Source organism: Hymenobacter pini, from assembly GCF_020421205.1.
GTDB lineage: Bacteria > Bacteroidota > Bacteroidia > Cytophagales > Hymenobacteraceae > Hymenobacter > Hymenobacter pini.
The window spans coordinates 1,047,691-1,062,952 of record NZ_JAIZZH010000002.1; the positions used below are offsets into that span (position 1 = coordinate 1,047,691).

At 58.6% G+C, this 15,262-nt stretch carries 15 protein-coding genes; 7 read left to right on the forward strand and 8 right to left on the reverse strand.

Going from position 1 to position 15,262, the window contains the following annotated elements:
* Positions 1–48: 48 nt before the first annotated feature.
* Complete coding sequence (locus LF252_RS11135) at positions 49–789, reverse strand: class I SAM-dependent methyltransferase (protein WP_226269657.1); 741 nt, start codon at positions 787–789, stop codon at positions 49–51.
* 179 nt (positions 790–968) lie between these two features.
* On the opposite strand from LF252_RS11135, the gene LF252_RS11140 reads away from it, so the two are divergent.
* On the forward strand, positions 969–1,997 hold the full coding sequence (locus LF252_RS11140) for a Gfo/Idh/MocA family oxidoreductase (protein WP_226269658.1): 1,029 nt from the start codon (positions 969–971) through the stop codon (positions 1,995–1,997).
* 269 nt (positions 1,998–2,266) lie between these two features.
* Positions 2,267–3,907, forward strand: a complete 1,641-nt coding sequence (locus tag LF252_RS11145) for a DEAD/DEAH box helicase (protein WP_226269697.1) — start codon at positions 2,267–2,269, stop codon at positions 3,905–3,907.
* Between the two features lie 101 nt (positions 3,908–4,008).
* Here the strand turns inward: LF252_RS11145 and LF252_RS11150 are convergent, their stop codons facing one another.
* The 4 genes from LF252_RS11150 to LF252_RS11165 form a co-directional block, all read right to left on the reverse strand.
* Positions 4,009–4,527 (reverse strand): HEAT repeat domain-containing protein, encoded by a 519-nt coding sequence (locus tag LF252_RS11150; protein ID WP_226269659.1) that lies wholly within the window; start codon positions 4,525–4,527, stop codon positions 4,009–4,011.
* A 10-nt stretch (positions 4,528–4,537) separates the two neighbouring features.
* Positions 4,538–5,464: a 1,4-dihydroxy-2-naphthoate polyprenyltransferase gene (locus tag LF252_RS11155; RefSeq protein WP_226269660.1), complete on the reverse strand. Its 927-nt coding sequence runs from the start codon at positions 5,462–5,464 to the stop codon at positions 4,538–4,540.
* Between the two features lie 68 nt (positions 5,465–5,532).
* A complete protein-coding gene (locus LF252_RS11160) occupies positions 5,533–6,201 on the reverse strand; it encodes an HAD family hydrolase (protein ID WP_226269661.1) in 669 nt (222 codons plus the stop codon).
* A 128-nt stretch (positions 6,202–6,329) separates the two neighbouring features.
* A complete protein-coding gene (locus LF252_RS11165) occupies positions 6,330–6,830 on the reverse strand; it encodes a glutathione peroxidase (protein WP_226269662.1) in 501 nt (166 codons plus the stop codon).
* Between the two features lie 263 nt (positions 6,831–7,093).
* Between LF252_RS11165 and LF252_RS11170 the strand changes: the two genes are divergently transcribed.
* On the forward strand, positions 7,094–8,179 hold the full coding sequence (locus tag LF252_RS11170; RefSeq protein WP_226269663.1) for a 3-oxoacyl-ACP synthase III family protein: 1,086 nt from the start codon (positions 7,094–7,096) through the stop codon (positions 8,177–8,179).
* Positions 8,180–8,249: 70 nt separating this feature from the next.
* On the opposite strand, the gene LF252_RS11175 is transcribed toward LF252_RS11170, so the two are convergent.
* Positions 8,250–8,831 carry an LOG family protein gene (locus tag LF252_RS11175; protein WP_226269664.1) on the reverse strand — a complete coding sequence of 194 codons (582 nt, stop codon included), beginning with the start codon at positions 8,829–8,831 and terminating at the stop codon, positions 8,250–8,252.
* 193 nt (positions 8,832–9,024) lie between these two features.
* On the reverse strand, positions 9,025–10,818 hold the full coding sequence (argS, locus tag LF252_RS11180) for an arginine--tRNA ligase (RefSeq protein WP_226269665.1): 1,794 nt from the start codon (positions 10,816–10,818) through the stop codon (positions 9,025–9,027).
* A gap of 386 nt (positions 10,819–11,204) precedes the next feature.
* On the opposite strand from argS, the gene LF252_RS11185 reads away from it, so the two are divergent.
* A complete protein-coding gene (locus tag LF252_RS11185) occupies positions 11,205–11,876 on the forward strand; it encodes a hypothetical protein (RefSeq protein WP_226269666.1) in 672 nt (223 codons plus the stop codon).
* Between the two features lie 55 nt (positions 11,877–11,931).
* Here the strand turns inward: LF252_RS11185 and LF252_RS11190 are convergent, their stop codons facing one another.
* The gene (locus LF252_RS11190) at positions 11,932–12,906 is read right to left on the reverse strand and encodes an arginase (RefSeq protein ID WP_226269667.1); all 975 of its coding nucleotides are present in this window, start codon (positions 12,904–12,906) and stop codon (positions 11,932–11,934) included.
* Between the two features lie 295 nt (positions 12,907–13,201).
* Between LF252_RS11190 and LF252_RS11195 the strand changes: the two genes are divergently transcribed.
* From LF252_RS11195 to LF252_RS11205, 3 genes are all read left to right on the forward strand, one after another.
* Positions 13,202–14,602, forward strand: coding sequence for a type III PLP-dependent enzyme domain-containing protein (locus LF252_RS11195; protein WP_226269668.1), 1,401 nt, complete (start codon positions 13,202–13,204; stop codon positions 14,600–14,602).
* Positions 14,603–14,745: 143 nt separating this feature from the next.
* Positions 14,746–14,901, forward strand: coding sequence for a hypothetical protein (locus tag LF252_RS11200; RefSeq protein WP_226269669.1), 156 nt, complete (start codon positions 14,746–14,748; stop codon positions 14,899–14,901).
* Between the two features lie 199 nt (positions 14,902–15,100).
* Complete coding sequence (locus LF252_RS11205; RefSeq protein WP_226269670.1) at positions 15,101–15,250, forward strand: hypothetical protein; 150 nt, start codon at positions 15,101–15,103, stop codon at positions 15,248–15,250.
* Positions 15,251–15,262 lie beyond the last annotated feature (12 nt).

Here is a 15,262-nt window from a genome sequence, read left to right on the forward strand (position 1 = left end):
AGATAAGACTAAACCGGAATACGCCGGGCTAACGTGCCGGCCGCCCGTTTAGTCTTTACGCCCCGCCCGCGCAAACACTGGAAACACCACCTCCCGCTCGCCCGGTCCCCACAGCCGCGTCAGACCGTCGGCAATTTGCAGCACGGGGTCTTGCTGATGCTGCTGCTGGTAGTTAGCCACGCTCGACCACGTGCGCAGGTAGTTCAGCAGCCACTCCGCCGACCACTGCCGGCGCACCGCGAAACGGGCAGTTTGTACCCCGGCAAACGGGAATGGCAGCCGAGCATACTCATCCACAATGTGCCAGCGGTTATCATCCCAATACGGCCGCATAGCGTCGTCGTGGAAATGCCGCACCAGTGGGTCTAGTTCAGGGCTGATGGAGAGCAGGTTGTAGCCCCACTCAGCAATTATACCACCCGGCCGCAGCACGCGGCGTACCTCGGCATTGAAGGCCTCCATGTCAAACCAATGCACGGCCTGAGCTACGGTTATCAGGTCGAAGCTATCCGCGGCAAACGGCGTGTGCTCGGCTTTGGACGGCTGGTAACGGATGGTGGGCCGTTGCGGGGCCTGGCTCAACTGGGCGGTGCTGATATCAGTGGCCTCTATCTGAGCAAAATGCTCAGCTAACTTAGCCGCTACCTGCCCGTTGCCGGTAGCACAGTCCCAGGCGTGGGCGCGGCCCGAAACCTGCGGGAGCAGCCACTGGTAAAGCTCCGCCGGGTAGTCGATGCGGTAGCGGGCGTACAAATCAGCTTGGGTGGAAAATCGGTCGAGCGTGGCCATGGTTTGGGTTGATTGTTTGCTGAAAGACAGCCCGTCATTCCGAGCTTGCCGAGGATTCTCACGTACTGACCTCTGGTTTACTGCCACAACATCAGCACGCGAGATTCCTCGGCAAGCTCGGAATGACGTTCTTGACTACTTATTCTAACGTTCGTTTGCCTAGTAACAGCTAAAAAGCCATGTCCTCTCCTATTCAAACCGGCCTGCTGGCTTTCGGCATGTCGGGCCGCATTTTCCACGCGCCGTTTGTGCAGGCGCACGCTGGCTTTCAGCTGCGGGCCGTGGTGGAGCGCAGCCGCAAGCAGGCCCAGCAGCATTATCCTACCGTTACGAGCTACGACAGCGTGGCCGAACTGCTGGCCGACCCAGCACTGGAACTGGTCATCATCAACACGCCCAACGACACCCATTTTGCCCTCGCCCGGCAGGCCTTGCAGGCTGGCAAACACGTGCTCATCGAAAAGCCGGTAGCCACCACCGTAGCCGAACTGGATGAGCTACTGGCTTTGGCCGCCGCCCAAAACCGGCACGTGCTGGCCTACCAAAACCGCCGTTGGGACTCCGATTTTCAGCTTGTCCGCCAGGTAGTGGAAAGCGGGCAGTTGGGCAAATTGACGGAGGTGCATTTCCGCTTCGATAGGTATAAAGTCGCCCTCAATACCAAGACGTTTAAGGAAGACCCCGCCGTGCCGGGCAGCGGCCTCAGCTTCGACCTGGGCCCGCACGTGCTGGATCAGGCCCTGAGTCTGTTCGGCCGCCCTGAACAAACGCGCTTCACCCAAGCCAGCCACCGCCCCGGCTCCCGCGTGGACGACTATTTCCATGCCCATCTGCAGTATCCGCAGGGCCTAAACGTGTTTGTGACCGGCAGCCTGCTCACGGCCGCGCCGGTGCCCGCCTACGTGCTGCACGGTACCCTCGGCTCCTTCCAGAAAAGTCGCGCCGACGTGCAGGAAACCCAGCTTGACCAAGGCTTACTACCCACCGCGCCCGAGTACGGCCTGGAACCGACTGCCGCCACTGGCACGCTAACAGTAGTGCCGGCTCCCGGTCAAACCCAGGTAACCAGCCTGCCCGCCCCCACTGGCAATTACCTGGGGTTATTTGAGGCCGTGTTTCAGACGATACGCAAGGGGCAGCCCTACCCTATTCGGGCGCAGGAACTGCGCTGGCAGCTGGAAATTCTGGAAGGCGTAGCGGTGAAGTAGTAAAAAACTGTCATCCTGCGTCCTCGCTTGATGCGCGACATGCTCCGAATGATGGCTGAATTATTACTGCGTCATTTCATTGCCTGACCAGTTTGCCAATAACTGTCTAATCTCAACGGCACGCAAATCCCTCTATCTTTGTTGCAATTCACACAGCGGTTTGCTGACCGAAAAGCAGGGTCAGCCATCAATCAATCTAAAAACACAGCTGCACCTTGACGTTTCACGAGTTTAACCTGCACGATGACCTGCTGGCGGGCATCGATGCCATGAATTACCTGAATGCCACCCCTATTCAGGAGCAAGCCATTCCGCGCATTCTGGAAGGCAAAGATTTGATTGCCTGCGCCCAAACCGGCACCGGCAAAACGGCGGCCTACCTGCTGCCCCTCATCGACAAGATTTCCCACGCCAAGCACGGCACCACTTCTACTCTCATTCTGGTACCCACCCGCGAGCTGGCCACCCAGATTGATGAGCAGGTAACCGGCTTCGGCTACTTTGTGGAAGCCAGTTCCATTGCTATTTACGGCGGGGGCAAATCAGAGGGCTGGGAGCAGCAGAAGCGCGCCCTTACCTCCGGGGCCGACATCATCATTGCCACGCCTGGCCGCCTCATTGCCCACATGCAGATGGGCTACGTGAAGTTTGAGGACCTGAAATACCTGGTGCTCGATGAGGCCGACAAGATGATGGACATGGGTTTCTCCGATGACATCCTCAGCATCGTGCGCCAGCTGCCCAAGGAGCGCCAGACGCTGCTGTTCTCGGCCACCATGCCCAACAAAATCCGGGAGTTCTCGCAGCAGATTCTCAATCAGCCCGAGGAAATCCGCCTGGCCGTATCCAAGCCCGCTGCCGGCATCGACCAGCAGTTCTACATGGCCTTCGACCGCCAGAAGATTTACCTGCTGGAACACATCATCAAAACCCAGGATGTGCAGAGCATGGTGCTGTTTACAAGCCAGAAAGCGGCCGTGGGTGGCATTGTGCGGGCCATTAATAAGCTCGGCATTGAAGCCCGGGGCATCTCCTCCGACCGCACCCAGGAGGAGCGGGAGGAAATCATGCGGGCCTTCAAAAACAAGCAGTTCCCCATCTTGGTAGCCACCGACGTGCTCAGCCGCGGCATCGACATTGACAGCCTCAGCCACGTGGTGAACTACGACATTCCCCGCGCCGCCGAGGACTACGTGCACCGCATTGGTCGCACGGCCCGCGCCGCCACCAAAGGCACGGCCATCACCTTTATCAGTGACCAGGACCAGGACCGGGTGGTGAAGATTGAGAAGCTGATTGAGCGGGAAGTAGAAAAGCAGCGCATCACCGAGGCAATGGGCCTGGGCGAAGCGCCCGAGTTCGACCCCAAACGTTTCAGTGGCCTGCGCGGCAAAATTGGTGGCCGCCCCGAGCGCGGCGGCCGGAGCGGCGGCTCCGGCGGTGGTGGGGGCCGTGACCGTGGCCCCCGCTCCGAAGGAGGCGGCCGCAGCGGCGGTGGCCGCGACGGAGCCCGCCCCAACCGCGGCGACGGTAAACCCGACGCCGACCAGCAGGCCCGCATTGCCCGCGCCGCCGCCGCCCTGGCCGCCCTGGATGCCGGCCAAGCCCCCGCTCAGCCCTACCAGCGCCCCCCGCGCGAAGACCGGCCCGAGGGCAGCGAAAGCCGCCCCCGCCGCGAGCCACGGGAGCCCCGTGCCCCCCGCCCGGAAGGCGAAGCCCGCCCGCCCCGGGAGCCCCGCGTTCCGCGTCCGGAAGGCGAAGCCACTGCCCCCCGGGCCGAAGGCGACAAGCCGGAAGGCCAGCGCCGCCGCAAGCGCGGGGGCCGCAACCGCTCAGGCCGTGGCCCTCGCCCCGAGGGCGGCGCACCGGAAGCGGCAACTACTGCACCGGCTGCCCCCAGCGCGGAGTAAATTGCAAGCATAGAAAAGCCCCCGTTACGTAGCGTAACGGGGGCTTTTCTATGTTTTTTCTGTACGTTAAGCAAATGTAAGATTATGCTACTGTGGCAGGATTACTCTGTCAGATAGGCCATAAATCCTTCTACGAAATAGTCAATGTTTTCGTGATTTTCCTCGAACCTGTAGCATAGCTCCGGTTGCGCTTTGCAGGCGTTCCATTGCCGTTGAATACTGAGTAAATCTTCCGTTGTGAATTCAAACTCCTGCTCCTCTAACACCTGCATAGCCATCTGCTTGGCTTCGTACCCCTGATAGAACAGAATTTCAAACAACTCTTTCAGGTGGTGCCGACAGTCCAGGGTTTGCAGGGCGTACACCAGCGTACCGTTATAGCCTCTGGTACTAGGGGTACGAATAGCAGCAAGCAACGGCTCAATGGCTCGATTATCGGCCCGGCCGCGCAGAGCTAAGGCCGCTGCGTTTCGGGTACGCGGATTTGTGTCGGATAACAGACTGAGTAGCGCATCCAATCCCTGGTTTCCAGGTAAGTTGGCTAGTTGGTTGCATGCGGCATTAGCCTTCTGCCAATCATTGGATGTCGCTTCCTGCTTCAGCTGTTCAACCTCGCTCATATACTTACGTTTACAGCACCTGCCCTAGCCCAAACAGCAAGGTAAATACCAGCGTGGTCAGCGCCATTTGCTTCAGCAGCGGGTCCAGTTGCATACTGTCCTGGCGCTGCCACATGGCGGCGGCATTGCGGGCCAGTAGCGGGGCCGCCAGCAGGAACAGCCACTGCCAGGGCGAGTGGTAGGTGAGCACCACGTAGAGCACGGCGCACACCAGCCCGGCCGTGAGTAGCACCACGTGGTACACGCGGGCCCGCTGGGGGCCCAGCCGCACCGGAATGGTGATTTTACCAGCCAGCTCATCGGAGCGAATGTCGCGGATGTTGTTCACGTTGAGTACGGCCGTGGCGAAGCAGCCCAGCGCCGCGGCGGGCAGCAGCACGGGCAGCGGCAGGTTGCCGGCCTGCAGAAAATACGTGCCGCACACGCCCACCAGTCCGAAGAAGATAAACACCGACACGTCGCCGAGGCCGGCGTAGCCGTAGGGTTTGGAGCCAGCCGTGTAGTTCACCGCCGCCCAGATAGCTGACAGGCCCAGCACGAAAAACGCGGCCGTGACCCACACGGCCGCCGCACCCAGCGCCACCCATAATAGCGTCACCCCGCTCACCAATGACGATACTCCGAACACCAGCATACCCCGCTTCATCTGCTCGGGGCTGATGGCGCCGCTTTGCACGGCCCTCTGCGGCCCTTCCCGGTGCACACTATCGGCTCCGTTTTGAGAGTCGCCGTAGTCGTTGGCCAGGTTGCTCAGAATTTGCAGTAGAATGGTGGTAAGGGCCGCTAAGGCTACCACCGAGCCCCGAAACTGCCCGTTGCTAGCCGCTAGGAAGCCCCCCGCCATAATGCTGGCTAGTGCCAGCGGCAACGTGCGCGGCCTGAAGGCCGAAATCCAGGCTTTAGCGGGACTAGCGGGAGCAGAAACGGAAGAGGACATGATAGGAAATTAAACTGTGGCAACGTATTATCTGCGTCAGCCAATTAGAATGGTGTAGTAGCTGTTGCTTACCCAACCGATGGTTCCAGAGCGGCAATCCGCTCCGCCGTTAGCTCCCGGAAATGCCCGACTACCAGATCAGCGTGGCTTAGGTCCTGCAGTGGGGAATGCTCACTGCTGTAGCCAATACAGTAGATACCCGCCGCCTTGGCCGCCGATACGCCGTTACTGGAATCCTCAATTACCACGCATTGGTTTTTGGGAGCTTCCGACAAGCTGGCAGCGTGCTCGAAAATAGCGGGGTCGGGTTTGGAGCGAGGGAAGTCCTCTCCGCTTACCAAGTGCGAGAAATACGGCCCTAGCGCAAAGCGCCGCATTACCCGGTCAATGGTTGATTTGGAAGCCGACGAGGCCAGAATCAACTGCATCTGGTGCTGGTGCAGGTCTTCGATGAGGTGGCGCACCCCGTCTAGCAGGTCCAGGTCGGGCTTTTCATCAAAGGCGCGGTTGAAGAACTCTCGCTTCATCAGTACCAACTCTTCAACGTCCAGCGTCAGCCCGTGCTTATCCTTGAGGTACTGGTACACGTTCTTGGTAGAGCGGCCCGTAAAGGTGGCGTACTCGGCATCCGATACCTCAATAGTCAGCTCCGCAAAATGCCGGTAATAGGCGTAGCGGTGAACGGGCTCAGTATCGACGATAACGCCGTCCATGTCGAAGATTACGGTGCGGACCATACGGGCGGATGTGGGCTTTCGGGGCGAAGGTAGCGCCCCAACGCAAGAATAGCGCGCAACTCCGGGCTGCGCGCTATTCTGAATAACAGTAGGTGTAAGCTAGCCCCGTTGAGCCAGCCCACAGGTGTTTACTTCATGATGGCAGCCACCAGTTCTTCGCTCATGGGCTTCACCTTGGAGGGGTAAAATGCTACTACATGGCCTTTTTCATCCACCAAGTATTTGCAGAAGTTCCAGGTGGGGGCGTCACCCACTGCGCCATTTTTCGATTTGTCAGCCAGGAACTTATACAGGGGTACGGCATCATCACCCTTCACCGAGACTTTGCTGAACAGCGGGAAAGTTACGCCGTAGTTTTTCTCGCAAAACAGGGAAATCTGCTCGTTGGTGCCTGGCTCCTGCCCACCGAAGTTGTTCGCTGGGAAGCCCAGTACCGTCACTTTGTCGCCGTGCTTTTTGTAGAGTTCCTCCAACTCCTTGTACTGGGGCGTGTAGCCGCACTCCGAAGCTGTATTTACAATCAGCAGCTTCTTGCCTTTATACTGACTCAGCTTCACCGGCTTACCGTTGATGTCGTTAACGGTGTAATCGTACACCGTGCCGGTAGCAGCAGTGGTTTCGGAGGTCATGGCCGGAAGGGTTGAGTGAGTGGGAAACGAGGCGTAGCCGGTAGCAACCAGCGCACCTAAGAGCACAAAAGCTTTCATATTCAGCAAGCGTATGAGGGGAAATTCAGTGGAAAACCGCCAGACCTACGCAATGTTCGCGCCAGCAGTTTTGGTGGTGTTAAGGTACTACCAGCAGGCTTCACTGTGGCGCTATGCAGTTTGCCAATGCCAAAAATCTGTACATTTGGCGTTAGCCGCGTCCGTATTCCGCGGTTACTCTGCTCATGCGTAAGACTCTCAATTCGGTCATTATCGGAACGGGCAGTTACCTTCCTTCACAAATTGTCAAAAACGAAGCCTTTACTACATCTTCATTTTTTGATGCAGCCGGCAACCGGCTTACGAAGTCGGGTGCTGACATCGTTCAGCAATTTGCCAGCATCACGGACATTCAGGAGCGGCGCTACGCCGAGGACAACCAGGTAGCTTCCGATTTAGCATTTCTGGCCGCGCAGGATGCGCTGCAGTCTAGCCACACTGACCCCGAGACCCTGGACTATATTCTGGTGGCCCATAACTTCGGCGACGTAGCCCTGGACAACCGCCGCTCCGACTTTGTGCCTACCCTGGCGGCCCGCGTTAAGCATAAGCTCGGCATCGAAAACCCTAACTGCGTAGCTTACGACCTTCCATTTGGCTGCCCCGGCTGGCTGCAGGGCGTCATTCAGGCCGATTATTACCTACGCTCCGGGGATGCCAAACGGGTGCTGGTCATCGGGGCCGAAACCTTGTCCCGCGTGTGCGACCCCCATGACCGGGACAGCATGATTTACGCCGACGGCGCCGGCGCTATGCTATTACAAGCCAAAGAGAGCGAGGAGCCGGTAGGTATTCTGGCCCACGGTACCCGCTCCGATACCATTCATGCGGCCCACCTGCTGCGCATGGACAAGTCGTTCAACCCGGCGTATGAGGGCACCGAGCTGTTCCTGAAAATGGAGGGCCGTAAGCTGTATGAGTACGCGCTGAAAACCGTCCCACAGGCCATCAAAGACACGCTTGATAAAGCTGGCCTACCCATTACGGCTATGCGCAAGCTGCTCATCCACCAGGCCAACGGCAAGATGGATGAGGCCATTCTGAAGCGGTTGTACGCGCTGTATGACTTGAATACAGTACCCGCTGGTGTGATGCCCATGACCATTTCCTGGCTGGGTAATTCCTCTGTAGCTACCCTGCCTACCCTGCTGGACCTAATGCTGAAAGGCCAGCTACCCGACAACGACCTGCACCCCGGCGACGTCATCGTGTTTGCCTCCGTAGGTGCCGGCATGAACTGCAACGCTGTGATATATCAAATGCCTCAATAAGTTTGAGATCTGTTATACAAAAAGCCCCGGCTACGTTGGTAGCCGGGGCTTTTTGTATAACCCGGAAAGCTTACGTGGTGCGAGGCGTAAGCCATTTCTCCAGGCTCACAGGCTCATAAGCCAGCATAGCGTCGAGGATACCGTGGGGCTCGGGGTGGCTGAGGAGCTGGTTGCGGTTTTCGCGGCGGAGCAACCCTTCGTCAGCCATGTGGTCGAGGGCGCGGAGCAGGTGGTCGTAGTAGCCGGCCACGTTGAGCACACCGATGGGTTTGCGGTGCAGCCCTAGCTGGCCCCAGGTAAGTACCTCAAACAGCTCTTCCAGGGTGCCGTAGCCGCCGGGCATGGCCACGAAGCCTTCGGCCAAGTCGGCCATCATGAGCTTCCGCTCGTGCATGGTTTTTACTACGTGCAGCTCGGTGAGGCCCACGTGCGCCAGCTCCTTATCAGCTAGAAAATCAGGAATAACGCCAATGGCTTTGCCCCCGTGCTGCATCACGGCATCGGCCACGGCCCCCATGAGACCTACGCGGCCCCCGCCGTACACCAGCGTAAAATTCTGCTCGGCCAGGGCCTTGCCCATTGCCTGCGCCTGCAGGGTGAATGATTCGTTGGTGCCACTGCTGGCACCGCAATACACGGCTACACTTTTCATACGCAAAATCCGGATGCGGCTTGGCCTGCTCCGGAACTAGGTGACAAAAGAAAAAACAGCAGCAACGCCAACTGCCGACGTTGCTGCTGCATTACAAACAATGTAGGGAGAGGGGCTTGTACCCGCCCCGTCATTGCCGGATTACTACTGGCTTCGTTCAATGAAGGGCGGGGGCAGCCCCGCTCCCCACCGGCTACATCCGGTCGGGCACCTGAATGCCCAACAGGCCCATGCTGGCTTTAATAATGCGACCCGTTTGGGCTGACAGAGCGACGCGGAAGGCACGTTTAGACTCATTCGGCTCTCCAAAGATTCGAACCTCGGTAAAGAATCTGTTATACGCTTTGGCCATGTCATAGGCATACTGCGCCACCACGGCCGGCGACTGGGTGCGGGCGGCCTCGGCAACCACCGCGGCGTAGCGGCCCAGCTCCTGAATCAGGTCCCGCTCGGTGTCGTGCAGCTCCGTCAGGCCGCCCAGGGGAGCGTCGGCGACGACGCCTTGCTCGGCGGCTTTTCGCAGGATGCTGCTGATACGGGCGTGGCTGTACTGAATAAACGGGCCCGTGTGGCCTTCCAGCTGCACCGACTCTTCGGGGTTGAAGAGCATGCGCTTCTTGGGGTCCACTTTCAGCAGGTAGTATTTCAAGGCGCCCAGGCCCAGCATGTGGTACAAGGCTTCGGCTTCCTGCTCGGTGAGGCCTTCGGTTTTGCCTTTCTCGAGGGTAGCGGCTTTAGCGGCTTCCACTACTTCGCGCACCAGCTCATCAGCATCTACCACGGTACCTTCCCGGGTTTTCATTTTACCGGTGGGCAGGTCCACCATGCCGTAGCTGAGGTGGTAGATAGCATCGGCATAGGGCTTTTCGAGCTTTTGCAAAGTAGCCTTCAACACCTGCATGTGGTAGTTCTGCTCATCGGCAATAACGTACACGCTCAGGTCGTAATGGAAATCCTGGTATTTCAGTTCGGCCGTGCCCAGGTCCTGGGTTACGTACACACTGGTACCATCGGAGCGGAGCAGGATTTTCTGGTCAAGCCCCTCGGCCGTGAGGTCTACCCACGTAGAGCCGTCGTCTTTGCGGAAGAATACGCCTTTCTGCAAGCCTTCCTCCACGCGCTCCTTGCCTAGCAGGTAGGTATCCGACTCGTAATAAAACTTGTCGAAATCAACCCCGATAGCAGCGTAGGTGGCGTTGTGCCCCTCGTACACCCAGCCATTCATTTGCCGCCACAGACTCACCACTTCTTCGTCGCCGGCTTCCCACTTTTGCAGCATGTCGCGGGCTTCCAGCATCAAGGGCGCCTGAGCCTTGGCTACGTCCTTATCCACACCCTCGGCCACCAGTTGGGCAATCTGCTCCTGGTAGTGGCGCTCAAACAGCACGTAATACTTGCCAATGAGGTGGTCACCCTTCATACCGGCCTCGGCGGGCGTTTCCTGGTGGCCAAACCGCTGGTAGCCCAGCATGGATTTGCAGATGTGAATGCCCCGGTCGTTTACCAGGTTTACCTTGTGCACGTTGGCGCCGGTAGCTTTCAGAATTTCAGCCACTGAGTAGCCTAGGAAGTTGTTGCGCAGGTGGCCCAGGTGCAGGGGCTTGTTGGTGTTGGGCGAGGAGTATTCCACTACCACGTTGCGCGGCCCTTCGGTAGTAACGGGTGCCCCGGCCGGCTGCTGGCGAAGCTGCTCAAACAGGCCCAGCCAGGCTGAATCGGCAATTTCCAGGTTCAGAAAACCCTTCACCACGTTGTAGCCGGTTACCAGCGGCGCATTGGCTACCAGCCACTCGCCCAGGGCTTGGCCAATCTGCTCGGGACCTTTGCCCAGGGTTTTGGTGAACGGAAACGTAACGAGCGTGAAGGAGCCGGCAAACTCCTTGCGGGTGGGCTGCAGCGTGAGTTGGGTAGCAGGCACCTCCGTGCCGAATACTTGCTGAATAGCCGCCCCCAGGGCGGTTTTGAGGTCTTGTTCGAGGTGTTGCACGAGCGGGGGTAGTCAGTAGAAGGGAAAGGCCGGCCGTGGGCGGGCGTTTCCCCGCAAAGGTAAGCGGATTGGCGGCTAGGCCCTAGCATGTGGCCGGCCGAGTTGCGGGGCGCTGCTTTACCCGTTCCGCAACCGGCACCCGCTGCCGGCATTACCACCCGAGCCCCTCACCTTACCAGCTCCGCTGGAACGGGCGGTTTCTGCGCTTTTTTTCACGTCTGGCATTGTACATGAGGGGGGAATATACTTTTGCCCGCGTTAGCGTTTTCTATTCTATTTCTACTTGCTGAATACGCAAGCCTGTATTTCTGGCGCTGACCCTGCTGGGTGGCGCGGCCCTGTGGACCAGCTGTGAGCGACACCACCCCGCCGACCCGGAGCCCGACGTGTGCCGCGAGGCCCTGGCCAATCCGCTGCCCTTTCGCTTCCTGGAAAACTACGGCACGCCCACCCCCGATACGGCCTACTCCAAGCAGGACATCACCTTCGAGGGGCCCGGCGCGCCCTACACCAGCTACGAATGGCAGATTGCCAACGATACGCGCCGGTTCACTCAACAGAAGTTTTCGCTCTACTTCTACGAAAACAATGTGGGCAATTTCCCGGTGCTCCTCATTGCCCGTCGCCCGCCCAACACCAGGTGCTTTCCGAAGGATGACGGCGTGGACACGCTCACGCGAGTGCTGACACTGCTGCCTCGCTCCTACCGCAAAGGCCCCATCTACGGCAAGTTCCAGGGCAGTAACCTCGATGCGCCCAAGGATACCTTCACCATCCGCGTGTTTCAGGGCCTGGACCCCTATAACTACGGCAGCCCCATTCCCTACGACTTTTTGCGCAACCTGGGCCGCGGCTGCCAGTCGCCCTACTTTACCATTGGTCTGACGTGGCGGGGCATCAATTTTAACTATGGCGGAGACGACTTTGGCTGCCGCACCGAATCCGGGACGGGCTACCTGACTACCCGCGACTCCATCCGCATCGATTACAGCCGCTTTGCCTCACTCACTGGGGTAGTTCGCACCAACCACGTATTCCTGGGCCGGCGCATCCGGTAGTTATGCACAGCAACCCGGGCCTGCTGCCACTCGTGGCGGCAGGCCCGGGTTGGTTTTACCGGCTCACCACTTCTTCCAGGCGCAGGCGGCGCTGGATGGCGTCGGTGGATGCCTCCAGAATGTCGAAGGCGTTGGTGGCCATGGTATTCATGTTATCGAGGGTGGGGTTGATTTCCACCATCTCAAAGCACACCACCCGGTCGTTGTCCAAAAGGGCGCGGCACAGGCTGATGGCTTCCTCCACGTTCAGGCCATCTACCACGGGCGTGCCGGTGCCCTTGCTGAAGCGCGAATCCAGGGAATCCACGTCGAACGATACGTACACTAGGTCGCAGAAGCGCAGGCGCTCATACACCTCGCGGGCTACCTGGCGGGTGCCTTTATCGCGCACTTCGTCAATCTTGTAGTTTTTGATGCCGAGCCGCTCGATGATGGCATCTTCTTCGTGCTCGGTGTCGCGCACGGCAATGTAAACCAGGTGCTCGGGGGCCACTTTGGGGCCCGGCTCGCCCAGGTTTTTGAGCTTCTGCCAGAAGAACTCCGTTTCGGGCTCGGGCTGGTTGCGCTGGCAGGGGCGGTTATCATCGCCCAGCGAAATGGCCAGCGGCATGCCATGCACGTTGCCCGAGGGCGTGGTGTAGGGCGAGTGAATGTCGGCGTGCGCATCTACCCATACTACGCCCAGCGTTTTGTGCGGATAGGCTGCCTTAATACCTGCAATGGTAGCCGAGGCGTTGCTATGGTCGCCGGCCAGTACCAGGGGAAACTCCCCAAAGCGCAGGGTTTGCTCCACGGTGCTGGCAATGCCCTTCTGCACCGTGTAAATAGAATCGATGTGCTTGGCCTTCGGAAAGTGGTTTTTGTCGAAGAGCACGTGGTTCAGGTCCGGTACGGTAACCGAGTTGAACCGGCGGAAGTAGTCGGAGCCCTTATTCAGGCAGGCTACTTTGAGGGCATCTACGCCCAGGCTGGCGCCACGGGTGCCGGCTCCGAGTTCGGAGCGGACCTCCAGAAGCTTGATGCGTCGCATATTACATTGGCAGAAAAGAGGTTAGGTGGTTCTGATGCTTGCCGATTACCAGGGGTGGGACCGGGTTAGGCTTGACGCGCGCGGACCTTCCGGCGCAACCAACGAACAAAGCACAACCAAAACCCCCGGGAGGGGGTATCTTTGCACTGCAATTTAGTGCATAGTTGGCAGTGCTGCCATGCGTAGTGTGGAGTTTCCGCTGCGCACCAAATCAGCCAAACCGCTACGCCTTGCGTAACCCCGTTTTTCCGTTTCCATCCCCAAGCACTAGGCACCAGGCACTGGCCACTACCACATGGATACCTACCACTCCCTGATTTCCCAGACGTTCGACTTTCCCACCGACGAATTTCACGTTGAAAACGACGAGTTGCGCTTCCACGACATCGACCTGATGGCGCTGGTGGAAAAGCACGGCACTCCGCTGCGCATTGCCTACCTGCCCAAAATCAGCACCCAGATTCAGCGGGCCAAAGAGTGGTTCCGGCAGGGCATTGAGCAAACCGGCTATCAGGGTCGCTACTCCTACGCCTACTGCACCAAGGCCTCGCACTTCAGCTTTGTGGTAGAGGAGGCCCTCAAAAACGGCGTCCACATCGAAACTTCGTCGTGGTTTGATACCAACATCATCCGGGCCATGCACGCCAAGGGCCGGGTGCAGAAGGACACGTTTATCATCTGCAACGGCTTTAAAACCGAGGAATACAAGTACGAAATCACGCGCCTCATCAACGATGGCTTCGTGAACTGCATGCCCATCCTCGACTCGCCCAACGAGGTGGATTACTACCACGACAACGTGCGCGAGAAGTGCAACGTGGGCATGCGCCTGGCCTCCGACGAGGAGCCCCGCTTCCAGTTCTACACCTCCCGCCTGGGCATCCGCTACGCCGATGCTATTCCGCTCTACGAGCAGAAAATTAAGAACGACCCGCGCTTCGAGTTGACGATGCTGCACTACTTCATCAACACCGGCATCAAGGACACCAGCTACTACTGGTCGGAGCTGAGCCGGTTTGTGCACAAGTACTGCGAGTTACGTAAGGTGTGTCCCACCCTAACCACCATCGACATCGGCGGCGGCCTGCCCATTCAAACCAGCATTCAGAAGGAATACGATTACCCCTACATGATTGCCGAGGTGCTGCGTACCATTAAGCGCATCTGCGCCGAGGAAGGCGTGCCGGAGCCGGACATCTTCACCGAGTTCGGCATTTTCACGGTGGGCGAATCGGGGGCAACCATCTACAGCATTCTGGACGAAAAGCTGCAGAACGATAAGGAACTGTGGTACATGATTGACGGCTCGTTCATCACTAATCTGCCCGATACTTGGGCCCTGAACCAGCGCTTTATCATGCTGGCCCTCAACAACTGGAACCGCAGCTACAAGAAAATTCAGCTAGGTGGCCTCACCTGCGACTCCCAGGATTACTACAACGCCGAAAAGCACATCTACCAGGTATTCCTGCCGGAGCGCAAGCCCCAGGATGCCAAGCCCCTGTACGTGGGCTTCTTCCACACCGGCGCTTACCAGGAAAGCCTCTCGGGCTATGGTGGCGTGAAGCACTGCCTCATTCCGGCCCCCAAAATGGTCATCCTGGACCGGGCGGAGGATGGCACCCTCACCGACCGGGTATTTGCCGAGGAGCAAACCGCCGACTCGATGATGCGTATCCTGGGCTATCAGGCCTAATACTCAGGCAGAACGAGCTTCCTGATGCACTGCCTCGGGGGGCTCGTTCTTTTGCCAGTGGGTTGCACGCGGCCGGGAGTTCCCGTACCTTTACCCACAGACCCCCAAACAGCCGGGCCCGGCCCGCTCACATCTTACTCTGCATGAAAAAAGTACTACTCCTGGCGTGTGTGGCCGGCCTTGGGCTGAGCTCCTGCAACAAAAAATCTCAATGCCCCGCTTACTCCAGCACCAAAGATGCGGCGCGCATATCGTCTACCATTGTAGCCCAGCACGGCACCGCCACTGAGCGTCAATAGGTATATTCTGCGGGGCTGCTAGAGTCAGTCCCTTAGCAAACGGCCCTTTCTCGCGCGAGAAAGGGCCGTTTGCATTTATCCACTACCGAATAATTATGTAAGTGCAACAATTTGCGAAGAGAGGAATCGTTAGAGGGCAAACGGGGCTGTTGCTGAAGAACTTGTGCTTGAAGGCCAGCCATATTTTTTATCTTTTACCATGAAAAAACTTTTTCTATGGGGTGGTCTGCTGTTGGCAGGTGCCACCTCCTGCCGCAACCAATGCCCGGCTTATTCGGCTACCAAATCGGCTGAGCGAGTGGCCGTGCCGGCAACGGCCAGCGTGGCTCCTGTGGTGGAGCGTCAGTAGCGCACTTTTTAT

Excerpts from the sequence above, each read along its gene's own strand:
- LF252_RS11135 (WP_226269657.1), bottom strand. The coding sequence starts at position 789 with ATGGCCACGCTCGACCGATTTTCCACCCAAGCTGATTTGTACGCCCGC.
- LF252_RS11140 (WP_226269658.1), top strand. The coding sequence starts at position 969 with ATGTCCTCTCCTATTCAAACCGGCCTGCTGGCTTTCGGCATGTCGGGC.
- LF252_RS11145 (WP_226269697.1), top strand. The coding sequence starts at position 2,267 with ATGAATTACCTGAATGCCACCCCTATTCAGGAGCAAGCCATTCCGCGC.
- LF252_RS11150 (WP_226269659.1), bottom strand. The coding sequence starts at position 4,527 with ATGAGCGAGGTTGAACAGCTGAAGCAGGAAGCGACATCCAATGATTGG.
- LF252_RS11155 (WP_226269660.1), bottom strand. The coding sequence starts at position 5,464 with ATGTCCTCTTCCGTTTCTGCTCCCGCTAGTCCCGCTAAAGCCTGGATT.
- LF252_RS11160 (WP_226269661.1), bottom strand. The coding sequence starts at position 6,201 with ATGGTCCGCACCGTAATCTTCGACATGGACGGCGTTATCGTCGATACT.
- LF252_RS11165 (WP_226269662.1), bottom strand. The coding sequence starts at position 6,830 with ATGACCTCCGAAACCACTGCTGCTACCGGCACGGTGTACGATTACACC.
- LF252_RS11170 (WP_226269663.1), top strand. The coding sequence starts at position 7,094 with ATGCGTAAGACTCTCAATTCGGTCATTATCGGAACGGGCAGTTACCTT.
- LF252_RS11175 (WP_226269664.1), bottom strand. The coding sequence starts at position 8,831 with ATGAAAAGTGTAGCCGTGTATTGCGGTGCCAGCAGTGGCACCAACGAA.
- LF252_RS11190 (WP_226269667.1), bottom strand. The coding sequence starts at position 12,906 with ATGCGACGCATCAAGCTTCTGGAGGTCCGCTCCGAACTCGGAGCCGGC.
- LF252_RS11195 (WP_226269668.1), top strand. The coding sequence starts at position 13,202 with ATGGATACCTACCACTCCCTGATTTCCCAGACGTTCGACTTTCCCACC.
- LF252_RS11200 (WP_226269669.1), top strand. The coding sequence starts at position 14,746 with ATGAAAAAAGTACTACTCCTGGCGTGTGTGGCCGGCCTTGGGCTGAGC.
- LF252_RS11205 (WP_226269670.1), top strand. The coding sequence starts at position 15,101 with ATGAAAAAACTTTTTCTATGGGGTGGTCTGCTGTTGGCAGGTGCCACC.